The sequence below is a fragment of the Streptomyces sp. CB02959 genome (assembly GCF_002803155.1).
In the GTDB taxonomy this organism is placed as follows: domain Bacteria; phylum Actinomycetota; class Actinomycetes; order Streptomycetales; family Streptomycetaceae; genus Streptomyces.
The window spans coordinates 12,504-26,580 of record NZ_NNBP01000018.1 but is presented as its reverse complement, the minus strand read 5'-3'; the positions used below and the strand labels follow the sequence as shown (position 1 = coordinate 26,580).

The following is a 14,077-nucleotide window of genomic DNA, read 5'->3' as shown; positions in this document are numbered from 1 at the left end:
CCATTTGCGGCATGAGCACCACTGGCGTGACCGCCCGCGTAACCATCAAGTCCCCCGATCAGATGCAGGAGTTGGGTCGCCGGCTGGCGCCGCTGCTGCGCCCCGGTGACCTGGTGCTGCTCACCGGTGAGCTGGGCGCGGGGAAGACGACGCTGACCCGCGGCCTGGGCGAGGCCCTGGGCGTGCGGGGCGCCGTGACCTCGCCGACCTTCGTCATCGCCCGGGTGCACCCGTCGCTCACCGGCGGCCCGGCGCTGGTGCACGTCGACGCGTACCGGCTCGGCGGCGGACTGGGCGAGATGGAGGACCTGGACCTCGACGTCTCGCTCCCGGAGTCGGTGGTGGTCGTCGAGTGGGGCGACGGCAAGGTCGAGGAGCTGTCGGAGGACCGGCTGCACGTCGTCATCGGGCGGGCCGTGGGCGCGGACGCGCCCGGTGGGCTGGGCGGGCACCCGGAGGAGGACGTGGACGACGTCCGCGAGGTGACGGTCACCGGGGTCGGCGCGCGCTGGGCGGACGCCGGGCTTCCGGAGCTGGAGATCTGCTGACAAAAGGGTCGTGAAGGCTCTTATCGGGCCATGCGTGCCGGTAGTTTCCGACAAGCCGTCGGCAAGATGTTGCGCCCGCGGTGTCAGGCGTGGTCACATGGGTGGAAGAGCCCTGGTTAGGTGTACCTAAGTAGAGCCTGACCCCTGTCGCTTGCCCCAGGAGCCCGGGAGGCGTCCATGTCCCCCCACCAGCCCTCTTCCGCGTCCGAACGGCGCGGCGGCGCCCCCGTCGAGGCGGCCGGGCGCACCGAACAGGACGCGCGGAAGACCCCGCCGACCATGAACGAACTGCTCGCGGCCTGCGCCGCGGCCACCGCCGTCTCCACGCCGCCGGACGCCGCGGAGGAGTCCCGCGCGGGAAGACGGGACGAATCAGGCGAGTCGGGCGAGGTGGGGAAAAGCGCCGGGCCCGGCGGACGGACGTCCACTCCGGGGCGCGACGCCGCGTAACCCACAGGGGCGAAGCAGCGGGGCGCGGACCGGCCCGCGCCGCCGGCTCAGGGGACGACGACGACCTTCACGCCGCGCACCGCGAAGTCCCACAGCGCCGCGCCGTCCTCGCGCGACTCCCGGATGCCGCCGGTCTTCTTCGTGTTCGCCCCGCCCGGTGCGGGCGTGGACCCGTCGACCGCCGAACTGAAGCCGACGACCACCCCGTCCACGCTGGCGAACCGCACCACGTGCTCGATCGCCACCCCGTCCGAGCCGGTCACGCTCACCGACCGCGAGCTCACCGGGTACGACCCCGGCACCGGGGACACCGTGCTCGGCGCCACCGCGAACGTCCGCTGCGCCGCACCGTCCGCGCCGACCAGCCAGACCCGCTTGGCGCCCAGCGCGTACACCACGCGCTTGCCGCTGCCGGACTGCGCCGGGACCGGCGCCGGGGCCGGCGGCTTGTCCTTCTTGTCGTGCTGGTCGCCGGCGGCGGGCTTCTCGGCGGCAGCCGGGGCGTCACCCCGGACCGGGGTCAGCGGGCCGGAGGCGGAGGCGGACGCCTGGAAGCCGAGCAGGCCGATCGCGACCAGGGCGGCCGCGGTGAGACCGGTGACGATCGTGCTGCTCTTAGCGGGCACCGCGGTGCCACCTTTCCGTCCGCTCCCGGCCGCGGGCGGGGAGGATGCTGACTGGGCTGACTGGGGCTCGACGGTAGCACCGGAACGGGCACCGCCGGCCGCGCCGTAGTCTTTAAGGCGTGCTGCTGCTAGCTCTTGACACCGCCACCCCCGCCGTCACCGTCGCGCTCCACGACGGCTCCCGCGTCCTCGCCGCCGCCGGCGAGGTGGACGCGCGCCGGCACGGCGAACTGCTGCTGCCCGCCGTCGACCGGGTGCTGGCCGAGGCCGGGCGCAAGCTCGCCGAGGTCACCGACCTCGTGGTCGGCGTCGGCCCCGGCCCGTACACCGGACTGCGGGTGGGCCTGGTGACCGCCGCCACCTTCGGCGCGGCACTGGACGTCCCCGTCCACGGCCTGTGCTCGCTGGACGGCATCGCCTACGCCTCCGGACTGACCGAACCCTTCGTCGTGGCCACCGACGCCCGCCGCAAGGAGGTCTACTGGGCCCGCTACGGCGACGCGCAGACCCGGCTGACCGAACCCGCCGTGGACCGCCCCGCCGACCTCGCCGACCAGGTCGCCGGGGTCCCGGCGGTGGGCGCCGGAGCGCTGCTCTACGACACCGTCTTCACCGGCGTGCGGCGCGACGGGCCCGAGCACCAGTCCGCCGCCGCGCTGGCCGGACTGGCCGTGCGCAAGCTGGCCGCCGGCGAGGAACTGCTGCCGCCGCGCCCGCTGTACCTGCGCCGCCCCGACGCCCAGGTGCCGGCCAACTACAAGGTGGTCACTCCGAAGTGAGCGGCCGAGCCGACGCGACCTCCCGCCCGTCGCCCGACCGCCGCCCCTCGACGGCACCGCTGCGCGGCGGCCCCTCCACACGCGCCGAGCTGCGGGAGATGCGCTGGTGGGACCTGGACCCGGTGCTGGTGCTGGAGCGCGACCTCTTCCCCGAGGACGCCTGGTCGCCGGGGATGTTCTGGTCCGAACTCGCGCACGCCCGCGGCCCGCTGGCCACCCGCCGCTATCTCGTCGCCGAGCTGGCGGCGCCGCCGCGCACAGGCGCCGTCGAGGGGCCGGGGCCGGGCGACGGGCGGGCCGGCCGGATCGTCGGCTACGGCGGACTGGCCGCGATCGACGGCACCGGCGACATCCAGACCATCGCCACCGCCCGCGACCAGTGGGGCACCGGCCTCGGCGCCCGGCTGCTGACCGAGCTGCTGGCCGCCGCCACCGACTTCGAGTGCCACGAGGTGCTGCTGGAGGTGCGGGTCGACAACATCCGCGCCCAGCGCCTCTACGAGCGCTTCGGCTTCGAGCCGATCGGCTTCCGCCGCGGCTACTACCAGCCCGGCAACGTCGACGCGCTGGTGATGCGCCGCCCCACCCAGACCTCCTCCGAAGCACCCTCCGTACAAGGAACGTGAACATGGCTGACTCCCGCGGCGGACCGCTCGTCCTCGGTATCGAGACCTCCTGCGACGAGACCGGCGTCGGCATCGTCCACGGCCACACCCTTCTCGCCGACGCGGTCGCCTCCAGCGTCGACGAGCACGCCCGCTTCGGCGGGGTGGTGCCCGAGGTGGCCTCCCGCGCCCACCTGGAAGCGATGGTCCCCACCATCCGGCGCGCGCTGAAGGAGGCCGGGGTCGCCGCCTCCGACCTGGACGGCATCGCGGTCACCGCGGGCCCCGGCCTGGCGGGCGCCCTGCTGGTGGGCGTCTCGGCCGCCAAGGCGTACGCCTACGCCCTCGGCAAGCCGCTCTACGGCGTCAACCACCTCGCCTCGCACATCTGCGTCGACCAGCTGGAGCACGGCCCGCTGCCGGAGCCCACGATGGCGCTGCTGGTCAGCGGCGGCCACTCCTCGCTGCTGCTGGCCCCGGACATCACCTCCGACGTCCGGCCCCTGGGCGCGACCATCGACGACGCGGCGGGCGAGGCGTTCGACAAGGTGGCGCGGGTGCTCAACCTGGGCTTCCCGGGCGGTCCGGTCATCGACCGCTACGCCCGCGAGGGCGACCCGGAGGCGATCCGCTTCCCGCGCGGGCTGACCGGCCCCCGCGACGCCGCCTACGACTTCTCCTTCTCCGGCCTGAAGACCGCGGTGGCCCGCTGGATCGAGGCCAAGCGGGCGGCCGGTGAAGAGGTGCCGGTGGCGGACGTCTCGGCGTCCTTCCAGGAGGCGGTCGTCGACGTCCTGACCCGCAAGGCCGTCCGGGCCTGCAAGGACAACGGTGTGGACCACCTGATGATCGGCGGCGGGGTGGCGGCCAACTCCCGGCTGCGGGCGATGGCCGCGCGACGCTGCGAGGACGCCGGTATCCGCCTGCGGGTGCCGCGCCCCAAGCTGTGCACCGACAACGGGGCGATGGTCGCGGCCCTGGGCGCCGAGATGGTGGCCCGCAACCGCCCGGCGTCCGCCTGGGACCTCTCCGCGGACTCCTCGCTGCCGGTCACCGAGCCCCACGTCCCGGACCCGCACGCCCACTCCCACGCCGGCGACGACCACGACCACGGTCATCCGCACGACCACGACCACTTCCACGAGCTGAGCAAGGACAACCTGTACTCGTAGCGGCCCCGGACCCGTACCGGTCCCGGCGCGTCGCCCTATCCTGGTGGCCGGGGCGCGGGGGAGCCGCCCCGTTCGCCTAGCGGGGGACGCGCGATGGACTGGTGGTATCTCTTCTTCCTGACCGGGCCGGTGCTCTACGCCGGATCCGCGGCGCGCGGCGTGGTCCGCAAGGCGCTGAAGACGCGGCACAAGCGCAAGCTGGCCCTGATCGAGGCCCGCCGCGAGATGGGGGTCCCCCCGGACGGAGTCCGGGGGAGCCTGGCCCTGGAGGCCGCGGACCGGCCGCCCGTCCCGGTGTGCGGCTGCGAGCACCACCTGGCCAAGCACGACAAGCAGGGCAAGTGCCATGAGACGGTGCGGACCGCGGTCGTCTGGGACGCGGACCACCAGCCCGTCCGGTACGAGGCCCGGCAGTGCGCCTGCCAGCAGTACGTGGGCCCGGAGCCGCTCTCCCGGGTCTACGCCGAGGACCTGACCGACCTGGCCTGATCCGCCGTCAGGCGTCCTGCCCGGCGGGGTGCCCCAGCAGCATCGTGGGCGCCCCGGCGACCCGGGACAGGAAGATCGTGCAGGACCGCCGCCCGCCGCCGAGCTTGAGCTTCTTGCGCAGCTCCTCGGGCTCCACCGCGGACCCGCGCTTCTTGATCACCGCGATGCCCACCTCGCGCTCCCGCAGCAGCGCCTTGAGCTTCTTGACGTTGAAGGGCAGCACGTCGGTGATCGCGTACGCGGTCGCATACGGCGTCGGCACCAGCTGGTCGGCCGTCACGTACGCGATCGTCGGGTCGATCAGCCGCCCGCCGACCTGCTCGGCGACGTCCGCGACCAGGTGGGCGCGGATCACCGCGCCGTCCGGTTCGTAGAGCCAGCCGCCGACCGGGCCCGGCTCGGGGTCCGGCAGGCCGGCGCCGAGCAGGGAGTCCCCGGCGGGCAGCAGGGTGGCCCGGCGGGCGCCGCCCCGGCCGGTGCCGAACCACAGGACGGCCTCCTTCACGTCCCCGGCGTCGGAGATCCACTCCGTCTCGACGTCCTCGGGCAGCGCCTCGTGCGGCACCCCCGGCGCGATCTTCAGGGCCGCGTGCGGTGCCGTCCGGGCCGCCTCGACCGCCCAGGACAGCGGCGGCGAGTACGCCTCGGGGTCGAAGATCCGGCCCCCGCGGACCTTGCTGCGCCGCGCCGGATCCACGAACACCGCGTCGTATCCGGCGGTGTCGACCTCCGTGACGTCCGCGCACCGCACCTCGATCCGGTCCGCCAGCCCCAGCGCCTCTGCGTTCGCCCGGGCCGCCGCGCAGGTCAGCGGATCGCGGTCGACGGCCAGCACCCGGATCCCGGCCCGGGCCAGCGCGAGCGCGTCGCCGCCGATCCCGCAGCACAGGTCGGCCAGGGTCCGTACGCCGAGCGCGGCGAGCCGGGCGGCGCGGTGGGCGGCGACCGGGGCGCGGGTGGACTGCTCGACGCCGTGCGGGGTGAAGTACATCCGCGCCGCGTCCGGGCCGAACTTCGCGGCGGCCCGCTGCCGCAGCCGGGCCTGTCCGAGGGCGGCGGAGACCAGCGGCGCGGGGTGGTCGCGGCGCAGCCGGGTGGCGGCCGCGAGCTCGTCCGCCGGGTCGTAGTCCCGCAGGGCGGCCAGCAGCTGCTGTCCCTCGGGGGCGAGCAGTGCGGAGAAGGTGTCGAGGTCGGTCACCCGCACCATTGTGGGCCAGCCGCGGGCCGGCCCCGGACGGTCCCGCCCGGGGCCGCCGGTCAGGCCCCGGGAGTGGCCCCGGGCGTGGGCCCGGAGATCCGCGGCACCCGCTGGGTGGCGTCGGCGTCCGGCCGCTCCGGGGCCGGACGGACCGGCTCCCGCCGCCGCTGGGCGCTGTCGCTGACCCGCAGCAGTACCGCCACCATCACCCAGTTCGCGACCAGCGACGAACCGCCCTTGGCGAGGAACGGCAGCGCCTTGCCGGTGAGCGGGATCAGGCCGGTGACGCCGCCGGTGACGACGAAGACCTGGAGCAGCAGCGCCCCGGAGAGGCCGACCGCCAGCAGCTTGCCGAACGGGTCGCGGGCGGTCAGCCCCACCCGCAGCCCGCGCTGGGCCAGCAGTGCGTACAGCAGCAGGACGGCCATCACTCCGGCCAGTCCCAGTTCCTCGCCGACGGTGGTGAGGATGAAGTCGCTGTTGCCGGCGAAGCCGATCAGCTCGGGGTGGCCCTGGCCCAGGCCGGAGCCGCCTATCCCGCCGCTCCCGAAACTGAACAGCGCCTGTGCGGCCTGGTCGGAGATCAGGCCCGGCGGGCGCTTGTCCGCCGGCAGGAAGATGTCCATCGGGTGCAGCCAGGCCATCACTCGGCCCTTGACGTGCGGTTCGGTGGAGCCGACGACGCCGGCGCCGACCACGGCCATGAGCAGACCGCAGACCACCCAGCTGGTGCGCTCGGTGGCCATGTAGAGCATGATCACGAAGACGCCGAAGAAGATCAGCGAGGTGCCCAGGTCGCGTTCGAAGACCAGCACCAGCAGGCTGATCACCCAGATCGTGAAGATCGGTCCGAGCTGTCGGCCCGGCGGCAGCTGCATGCCCAGCACCCGGCGCCCGGACAGTGCCAGGGCGTCGCGGTTGTGGGTGAGATAGCCCGCGAAGAACACCACGATCATGATCTTCACGAACTCGCCGGGCTGCATCGACAGCGGCCCGAGCATGATCCAACGCTTGGCGCCGAACTGGTCCGCGCCGAAGAACGCCGGTGCCATCAGCATCACCAGCGCGACGGCCATCGTCAGGTAGATGTAGCGCTGGAGGATCCGGTGGTCGCGCAGCACCAGCAGGATGCCGATGCAGACCGCGACCCCGATGACCGTCCACACCAGCTGCCCGGTGGCCGCCTGCCCGATCTTCAGCCGCGGCTTCTCCGCGTAGGTGATGTCCAGCCGGTGCAGCAGCACCAGGCCGATGCCGGTGAGCATCGTCGCCAACGGCAGGATCAGCGGATCGGCGCGCGGCGCGAAGCGCCGGACGACCAGGTGCGGGACCAGCGCGATGAAGAACATGCTGATCGCGAAGCCGGCCAGCCCACCGGGAAGCTCCCCCTTCATGGACAGCTCGGTGTAGGCGTAGCCGAAGACGGTGATGAATACGACGAAGCCGAGCAGCCAGGCTTCGGTGCGCCGGCGGTTCGGGGCCTGGGCCAGCGCGGCGAACGTCATGGTGCGTTCGGCGTCGCTCTCCGGTCCCCCGGAATCCCGGGGAGCGCTGGTCAGTCCACGCACGGTTCCTCCGCCATCGATGGGTCAGGGCCGCGGGGCGGCCGGGTCGTGGCCCGGTGTCAGCGGTCCCAGGGAGAAGACGGGGCGGCCGCGGGCCGGGTTGCAGCCGGGCGGAAGGTGTGTCCGACCGCACGCCCGGCCACCGGCAGCAGACACGGTACGCGTCTCCGGCGCGCTGGCACTCCGCTTGACCGAGTGCTAACCGCGTCATAGTCTCAGCGTTGGCACTCTCCCTATGGGAGTGCCAACACAGCGACAGGCAGGTCCGGCACCCGCGACGACGGATCGACCTGGTCGCCACCTCAGACAGTTAACCCCGTGAGATCTCCGAAGGGGGAGGTCGGATCGTGACGACCGCCAGCTCCAAGGTTGCCATCAAGCCGCTTGAGGACCGCATCGTGGTCCAGCCGCTCGACGCCGAGCAGACCACGGCCTCGGGCCTGGTCATTCCGGACACCGCGAAGGAGAAGCCCCAGGAGGGCGTCGTCCTGGCGATCGGTCCGGGCCGCTTCGAGGACGGTAAGCGCGTCGAGCTCGACGTCAAGGTCGGTGACGTCGTGCTCTACAGCAAGTACGGCGGCACCGAGGTGAAGTACAACGGCGAGGAGTACCTCGTCCTCTCGGCTCGCGACGTGCTCGCGATCGTCGAGAAGTAAGTCACCCAGTTTTGCCCTGATCTGCGCCCCTGGTTCCCGTGTTCTTACCGACCGGGGCAGGGGCGCAGTTCGTTTGAGCGAGAGCGGTCACGGCGGCGAGGCCGACGATCGCGACGAGAGGACTTGAAGCACCCATGGCGAAGATCCTGAAGTTCGACGAGGACGCCCGTCGCGCCCTTGAGCGCGGCGTCAACAAGCTGGCCGACACGGTCAAGGTGACCATCGGCCCCAAGGGCCGCAACGTCGTCATCGACAAGAAGTTCGGCGCGCCGACCATCACCAACGACGGTGTCACCATCGCCCGCGAGGTCGAGGTCGAGGACCCGTACGAGAACCTGGGCGCCCAGCTCGTCAAGGAGGTGGCGACCAAGACCAACGACATCGCGGGCGACGGCACCACCACCGCCACCGTGCTGGCCCAGGCCCTGGTCCGCGAGGGTCTGCGCAACGTCGCCGCGGGTGCTTCCCCGGCCGCCCTGAAGAAGGGCATCGACGCCGCCGTCAAGGCCGTCTCCGACGAGCTGCTGGCGACCGCCCGCCCGATCGACGACAAGTCCGACATCGCTGCCGTGGCCGCGCTGTCCGCCCAGGACCCGCAGGTCGGCGAGCTGATCGCCGAGGCGATGGACAAGGTCGGCAAGGACGGCGTGATCACCGTCGAGGAGTCCAACACCTTCGGCCTGGAGCTGGACTTCACCGAGGGCATGGCCTTCGACAAGGGCTACCTCTCGCCGTACATGGTCACCGACCAGGAGCGTATGGAGGCCGTCCTCGACGACCCGTACATCCTGATCCACCAGGGCAAGATCTCCTCCATCCAGGACCTGCTGCCGCTGCTGGAGAAGATCATCCAGGGCGGTGCCTCCAAGCCGCTGCTGATCATCGCCGAGGACGTCGAGGGCGAGGCCCTCTCCACCCTCGTCGTCAACAAGATCCGCGGCACTTTCAACGCGGTGGCCGTCAAGGCCCCCGGCTTCGGTGACCGCCGCAAGGCGATGCTCGGCGACATGGCCACCCTCACCGGTGCCACCGTCATCGCCGAGGAGGTCGGCCTCAAGCTCGACCAGGCCGGTCTGGACGTGCTGGGCACCGCCCGCCGCGTGACCGTCACCAAGGACGACACCACCCTCGTCGACGGTGGCGGCAACTCCGAGGACGTCGCGGGCCGCGTCGGCCAGATCAAGGCCGAGATCGAGACCACCGACTCCGACTGGGACCGCGAGAAGCTCCAGGAGCGCCTCGCCAAGCTCGCCGGCGGCGTCTGCGTGATCCGCGTCGGCGCGGCCACCGAGGTCGAGCTCAAGGAGAAGAAGCACCGTCTGGAGGACGCCATCTCCGCGACCCGCGCCGCGGTCGAGGAGGGCATCGTCTCCGGTGGTGGCTCCGCGCTGGTCCACGCCGTGAAGGTCCTGGAGGGCAACCTCGGCAAGGACGGCGACGAGGCCACCGGTGTCGCCGTGGTCCGCCGCGCCGCCGTCGAGCCGCTGCGCTGGATCGCCGAGAACGCCGGCCTCGAGGGCTACGTGATCACCGCCAAGGTGGCCGAGCTCGACAAGGGCAACGGCTTCAACGCGGCCACCGGCGAGTACGGCGACCTGGTCAAGGCCGGCGTCATCGACCCGGTCAAGGTCACCCGCTCCGCCCTGGAGAACGCCGCCTCCATCGCCTCCCTCCTCCTGACGACCGAGACCCTGGTCGTCGAGAAGAAGGAAGAGGAAGAGCCCGCCGCCGCCGGTCACGGCCACGGCCACGCGCACTGACGCGCCACGCGCACCCGCCGGCCGGGTATCCGCCGGCACCCGACGAGGCCCGGTCCCGCTCCACTGCGGGACCGGGCCTCGCCCGTACCCGAAAGCCCCCTTCCGACCTGCCGTCAGGCCGAGTGCCCCAACCCCTCCCGCCGCACCGGCTCCGCGAACGGCAGCCCCCGCGCGTACCGCTCCAGCTCGTCGAGGGCGTGGTCGGCCATCCGGTGCAGCTCGGTGCCCAGGGAGCCGGCGAGGTGCGGGGTGAGCAGCACGTTCGGCAGCTCGTACAACGGGGAGTGAGCGGGCGGGAGTTCGGGCTCGGTGACGTCCAGCACCGCGCCGAGCCGGCCGCTGCGCACCTCGGCGACCAGCGCCGCCTCGTCGACCAGGGAGCCGCGGGACGTGTTGACCAGCGTCGCTCCGTCCGGCATCAGGGCCAGCTCGCGGGCGCCGATCAGGTGCCGGGTGGCGGGCACCTCCGGGGCGTGCACGCTCACCACGTCGCTCTCCGCGCACAGCTGCGCCAACGGAACCTTCCGCACCCCCAGCCGCCCCGCCTCCTCCTCGTCCACGAACGGGTCGTACAGCAGCACCCGCAGCGCGAACGGGCGCAGCAGTTCGATGACGCGACGGCCGATGCGGGAGGCGCCGACGATGCCCACGGTGCGGCCGTAATTGCCGGCGCCGTCCAGCTCGCGCAGCCAGTCGTGGGGGGCGCGCAGGGTGCGGTAGCGGTGGGCGGCGGGCAGCACGCGCTTGTTGGCGAACAGGATGGCGGCCAGGGTGTACTCGGCGACCGGCTGCGCGTTGACCGCGGCGGCCGAGCTGACGACGATGCCCCGGTCCCAGCAGGCGTCGGTGACGTGCTGTTTGACGGAACCGGCGGCGTGCACGACGGCGCGCAGCCGGGGCGCCGCGGCGAGCACCTCCGCGGTGAGCGGCGGCGCGCCCCAGCAGGTCAGCAGCACCTCCGCCGCGGCCAGGGCCTCTGCTATCCCGGGTCCCGGCGCGGCCAACTCGTGTGCGACGAGCCCTAGGTCCGTACGGGCCAGGCGTGCCAACCGGACCCGCTGCGACTCCCCGAGCAACCGCTCGGCGATGCCTGGCCCCATGGCCAGGAGAAGAGCTGGGCGCATCTCTCGACTCCTCGTACGTGGTGGTGCGGGCGGCGGAGGGCCGCGGCCCCGGCGGTTGCTGACTGCCCGCCGCGACGGCGGGCAATCCCACGCAAGCCACGCGCCACCCCGGCCACCACGTGGGGAAGCCCCGCCGCCCAGCTACCGTTCCGGTATGACGACTGCACTGATCACAGGAGCAACGGCCGGCATCGGCGCCGCGTTCGCCCGCCGACTCGCGGGCGACGGGCACAGCGTGGTGCTGGTGGCCCGGGACGAGAAGCGGCTCCGGGAGCAGGCCACCGAACTGCACGACCGGCACGGGATCGAGGCGGAGGTGCTGAGCGCCGACCTGGCGACCGAGGAGGGGATCGCCGCCGTCGAGGCGCGCCTGGCGGACACCAAGCACCCGGTGGACCTGTTGGTCAACAACGCCGGCTTCGGCAACAAGGGCGAGTACCTCGAAGTCCCGATGGCCGACGAGTTGGCGATGCTCAAGGTGCACTGCGAGGCGGTGCTGCGGCTCACCACGGCGGCGGTGCGCGGGATGCGCGAGCGCCGGCGCGGTGCCGTGGTGAACGTGGCGTCGGTCGCGGCGTTCGTCCCGCGCGGTACGTACGGCGCGAGCAAGGCGTGGGTCGTGCAGTTCACCCAGGGCGCCGCCCGCGACCTGGCCGGCAGCGGGGTGCGCCTGATGGCGCTGTGCCCGGGCTTCGTGCGGACCGAGTTCCACCAGCGGGCCGGGATGGGGACGGACAACATCCCGGGCTGGATGTGGCTCGACGCGGACAAGCTCGTGGACGCGGCCATGAAGGACCTGGCGCGCGGCAAGTCGCTGTCCATCCCGGATCCCCGCTACAAGGCCCTGATGGGCGCCGTGAAGCTGGCGCCGCGCGGCCTCCTCGGCGGCGTCACCTCCCGCACGGGGCGGAAGTACGGCCCCAGGTAGGGGAGTTGGCGAAAGCCCGCCCCGGGGCGTTCGGCCCCGGGGCCCCGTGCCGTCAGTCCGCCGTGCGCTCCAGGTACTTCACCGCTTTCGCCCGGGCCTCCGCCGGCAGGGCGTCGCCCGCCTCCAGCAGGCGCGGCAGCAGTGCACGCCGGGTGGTCAGGGCGTGGAACATCAGCGCGATGGTGATGTCGTGCCCGGGCCGGTGCTCGACGCGTACCGGGTCGCCAGCGCGGATCTCGCCGGCTTCCAGGACCCGCAGGTACGCGCCGGGCACCGCGGCCGCCGTGAACCGCTTCAGCCAGCCGTGTTCGTCCAGCCAGCCCTGGAACGTGCGGCAGGGGATCCGGGGCGAGGTGACCTCCAGCAGCACGCCGTCGCCGACGCGCCAGCGTTCGCCGATACGGGCGCGGGTGACCTCCAGGCCGGCGGTGGTGAGGTTCTCGCCGAAGGTGCCGTTGGCCAGTTCGCGGTCCAACTCCCGCTGCCAGTCGTCGAGGTCCTCGCGGGCGTAGGCGTAGACGGCCTGGTCGTCGCCGCCGTGGTACCGCCGGTCCACCACCGCGTCGCCCGCGAGACCGCTGCCGCCGATGCCCTTGGGGCCGGGGGCGGTCACCGCCACGGGCCCGTCCACCGGGCGCTTGTCGATACCGGTGCCGCCCTCGGCGGAGGTGTACGGAGCGGAGAAGGCCCGCCCCACGTTCACGGTCAGCAGCTTCGCGTTCATGGCCGTACGGTAGGACACCCGGCAAAAGCCGTCATTCGATTTTTCACGGTCTGTCCAAGATTCGCTTATGCTTGAGGGGTGATCGAAGCTCGTCATCTGCGGGTGCTGCGCGCCGTCGCCCGGACCGGTTCCTTCTCCGCCGCCGCGCGGGAGCTGGGGTGCACCCAGCCCGCGGTCAGCCAGCAGATGAAGGCCCTGGAGCAGTCCGTCGGCACCCCGCTGCTGGTGCGCGCCGGGCGCGAGATGCGCCTGACGCAGGCGGGCGAGGCGCTGGTCCGGCACGCGGCCGGGATCCTGGCGGGGCTCACCGCGGCCGAGGACGAGGTCGCGGCGATCGCGGGCCTGCGCGCGGGGCGGGTGCGGCTGGTGTCGTTCCCGTCGGGGAGTTCGACGCTGGTGCCGACCGCGCTGGCCAGGATGCGGGCCGCGCACCCGAGGGTCCGGGTGTCGCTGGACGAGGCCGAGCCGCCGCGCTCGATCGACATGCTGCGCAACGGCGACTGCGAGATCGCGCTGGCCTTCCGCTATCCGGAGGTGCGCGGCGCGGATCCGTCGGCCGGGACGGAGTGGGCGGACCTGGTGGTCCGGCCGGTGCTGGCGGACCGGCTGATCGGGTTGGTGCCGGAGGGGCACCGGCTGGCGAAGGCCGGCACCGCGTGCTTCGCGGACCTGGCGGACGAGCCGTGGATCGCCGGCTGCCCGCGCTGCCGCACGCATCTGGTCGAGGTCTGCGAACGCGCCGGGTTCACCCCGCGCATCGACTTCGCCACCGATGACTATCCGGCGGTGATCGGACTGGTCGGCGCGGGGCTGGGGGTCGCGGCGCTGCCCGAGCTGACCCTGGAGTCGGTGCGCCCCAAGGGGGCGGCGACGGTGCGGATGGAGCCGGCCGTGCACCGCGAGATCGTCGCGCTCACGCTGCCGGACCTGGCGCATGTGCCCGCGGTCGGGGCGATGCTGGACCAGCTGGCGGACGCCGCGGGGCGGTGACCGCCGAGGACCCGGGGGGCGGGGCCCGCGGGCTGGGGACGCGAGGCGTGCAGGAACGTTTCTTCGAACGGTGATCCGTGGCGACGGTCAGGCGCCCGGGATGGTCGCGTGGCCGGGCAGCGAACTGGCCGGGACCATCCGGTGGCGGGCCCGGCCCATCAGCTCTTCGCGTTCGTCCTCCGTGAGGCCGCCCCAGACGCCGTAGGGCTCGCGGACGGCCAGCGCATGCGCCGCGCACTGGGCCCGCACGGGGCAGCGCATGCAGACCTCCTTCGCCGACGCCTCCCGCGCGCTGCGGGCCGCCCCCCGCTCGCCCTCGGGATGGAAGAAGAGCGAGCTGTCCACGCCGCGGCAGGCGGCCAGCAGCTGCCAGTCCCAGAGGTCTGCGTTAGGGCCCGGGAGGCGGGAGAAATCTGCCATTGCTTGTCCCCTCGGAGGCGATGCGCGTCGGGCTCGGTGCTCA

16 protein-coding genes are annotated in these 14,077 nt (G+C 73.1%); 10 read left to right on the top strand and 6 right to left on the bottom strand.

Annotated features, from left to right (window positions below):
- The first annotated feature begins 11 nt into the window (after positions 1-11).
- Positions 12-548 (top strand): tRNA (adenosine(37)-N6)-threonylcarbamoyltransferase complex ATPase subunit type 1 TsaE, encoded by a 537-nt coding sequence (tsaE, locus tag CG747_RS26705; protein ID WP_100604397.1) that lies wholly within the window; start codon positions 12-14, stop codon positions 546-548.
- A 177-nt stretch (positions 549-725) separates the two neighbouring features.
- Positions 726-998 carry a hypothetical protein gene (locus CG747_RS26700; RefSeq protein ID WP_100604396.1) on the top strand — a complete coding sequence of 91 codons (273 nt, stop codon included), beginning with the start codon at positions 726-728 and terminating at the stop codon, positions 996-998.
- A 47-nt stretch (positions 999-1,045) separates the two neighbouring features.
- On the opposite strand, the gene CG747_RS26695 is transcribed toward CG747_RS26700, so the two are convergent.
- Positions 1,046-1,624 (bottom strand): hypothetical protein, encoded by a 579-nt coding sequence (locus CG747_RS26695; protein ID WP_100604395.1) that lies wholly within the window; start codon positions 1,622-1,624, stop codon positions 1,046-1,048.
- A gap of 119 nt (positions 1,625-1,743) precedes the next feature.
- Here CG747_RS26695 and tsaB point away from each other — a divergent pair, with 119 nt between their 5' ends.
- The 4 genes from tsaB to CG747_RS26675 all read left to right on the top strand — a co-directional run bounded on the left by tsaB (position 1,744) and on the right by CG747_RS26675 (position 4,669).
- Complete coding sequence (gene tsaB, locus CG747_RS26690) at positions 1,744-2,403, top strand: tRNA (adenosine(37)-N6)-threonylcarbamoyltransferase complex dimerization subunit type 1 TsaB (RefSeq protein WP_100604394.1); 660 nt, start codon at positions 1,744-1,746, stop codon at positions 2,401-2,403.
- Positions 2,404-2,501: 98 nt separating this feature from the next.
- Complete coding sequence (locus tag CG747_RS26685) at positions 2,502-3,029, top strand: GNAT family N-acetyltransferase (RefSeq protein ID WP_100604544.1); 528 nt, start codon at positions 2,502-2,504, stop codon at positions 3,027-3,029.
- Between the two features lie 2 nt (positions 3,030-3,031).
- Positions 3,032-4,180 (top strand): tRNA (adenosine(37)-N6)-threonylcarbamoyltransferase complex transferase subunit TsaD, encoded by a 1,149-nt coding sequence (tsaD, locus tag CG747_RS26680; RefSeq protein WP_100604393.1) that lies wholly within the window; start codon positions 3,032-3,034, stop codon positions 4,178-4,180.
- 93 nt (positions 4,181-4,273) lie between these two features.
- Positions 4,274-4,669 carry a hypothetical protein gene (locus tag CG747_RS26675; protein WP_100604392.1) on the top strand — a complete coding sequence of 132 codons (396 nt, stop codon included), beginning with the start codon at positions 4,274-4,276 and terminating at the stop codon, positions 4,667-4,669.
- 7 nt (positions 4,670-4,676) lie between these two features.
- Here the strand turns inward: CG747_RS26675 and CG747_RS26670 are convergent, their stop codons facing one another.
- Together CG747_RS26670 and CG747_RS26665 are read right to left on the bottom strand one after the other, a co-directional pair.
- On the bottom strand, positions 4,677-5,876 hold the full coding sequence (locus CG747_RS26670) for a class I SAM-dependent methyltransferase (RefSeq protein ID WP_100604391.1): 1,200 nt from the start codon (positions 5,874-5,876) through the stop codon (positions 4,677-4,679).
- A gap of 50 nt (positions 5,877-5,926) precedes the next feature.
- Positions 5,927-7,372 carry an FtsW/RodA/SpoVE family cell cycle protein gene (locus CG747_RS26665; RefSeq protein WP_100604390.1) on the bottom strand — a complete coding sequence of 482 codons (1,446 nt, stop codon included), beginning with the start codon at positions 7,370-7,372 and terminating at the stop codon, positions 5,927-5,929.
- A gap of 407 nt (positions 7,373-7,779) precedes the next feature.
- Here CG747_RS26665 and groES point away from each other — a divergent pair, with 407 nt between their 5' ends.
- Positions 7,780-8,088, top strand: coding sequence for a co-chaperone GroES (groES, locus tag CG747_RS26660; RefSeq protein ID WP_006130737.1), 309 nt, complete (start codon positions 7,780-7,782; stop codon positions 8,086-8,088).
- A 134-nt stretch (positions 8,089-8,222) separates the two neighbouring features.
- A complete protein-coding gene (gene groL, locus CG747_RS26655) occupies positions 8,223-9,848 on the top strand; it encodes a chaperonin GroEL (protein WP_100604389.1) in 1,626 nt (541 codons plus the stop codon).
- A gap of 113 nt (positions 9,849-9,961) precedes the next feature.
- Here groL and CG747_RS26650 read toward each other — a convergent pair whose 3' ends face one another.
- On the bottom strand, positions 9,962-10,972 hold the full coding sequence (locus tag CG747_RS26650) for a hydroxyacid dehydrogenase (protein ID WP_100604388.1): 1,011 nt from the start codon (positions 10,970-10,972) through the stop codon (positions 9,962-9,964).
- Positions 10,973-11,126: 154 nt separating this feature from the next.
- Between CG747_RS26650 and CG747_RS26645 the strand changes: the two genes are divergently transcribed.
- Positions 11,127-11,900 carry an SDR family oxidoreductase gene (locus CG747_RS26645; RefSeq protein ID WP_100604387.1) on the top strand — a complete coding sequence of 258 codons (774 nt, stop codon included), beginning with the start codon at positions 11,127-11,129 and terminating at the stop codon, positions 11,898-11,900.
- A 52-nt stretch (positions 11,901-11,952) separates the two neighbouring features.
- Here the strand turns inward: CG747_RS26645 and CG747_RS26640 are convergent, their stop codons facing one another.
- Positions 11,953-12,624, bottom strand: coding sequence for an MOSC domain-containing protein (locus CG747_RS26640; RefSeq protein WP_100604386.1), 672 nt, complete (start codon positions 12,622-12,624; stop codon positions 11,953-11,955).
- Positions 12,625-12,702: 78 nt separating this feature from the next.
- Here CG747_RS26640 and CG747_RS26635 point away from each other — a divergent pair, with 78 nt between their 5' ends.
- On the top strand, positions 12,703-13,614 hold the full coding sequence (locus CG747_RS26635; RefSeq protein WP_100604385.1) for a LysR family transcriptional regulator: 912 nt from the start codon (positions 12,703-12,705) through the stop codon (positions 13,612-13,614).
- 87 nt (positions 13,615-13,701) lie between these two features.
- Here the strand turns inward: CG747_RS26635 and CG747_RS26630 are convergent, their stop codons facing one another.
- Positions 13,702-14,034, bottom strand: coding sequence for a WhiB family transcriptional regulator (locus CG747_RS26630; RefSeq protein ID WP_100604384.1), 333 nt, complete (start codon positions 14,032-14,034; stop codon positions 13,702-13,704).
- Positions 14,035-14,077: the final 43 nt, after the last annotated feature.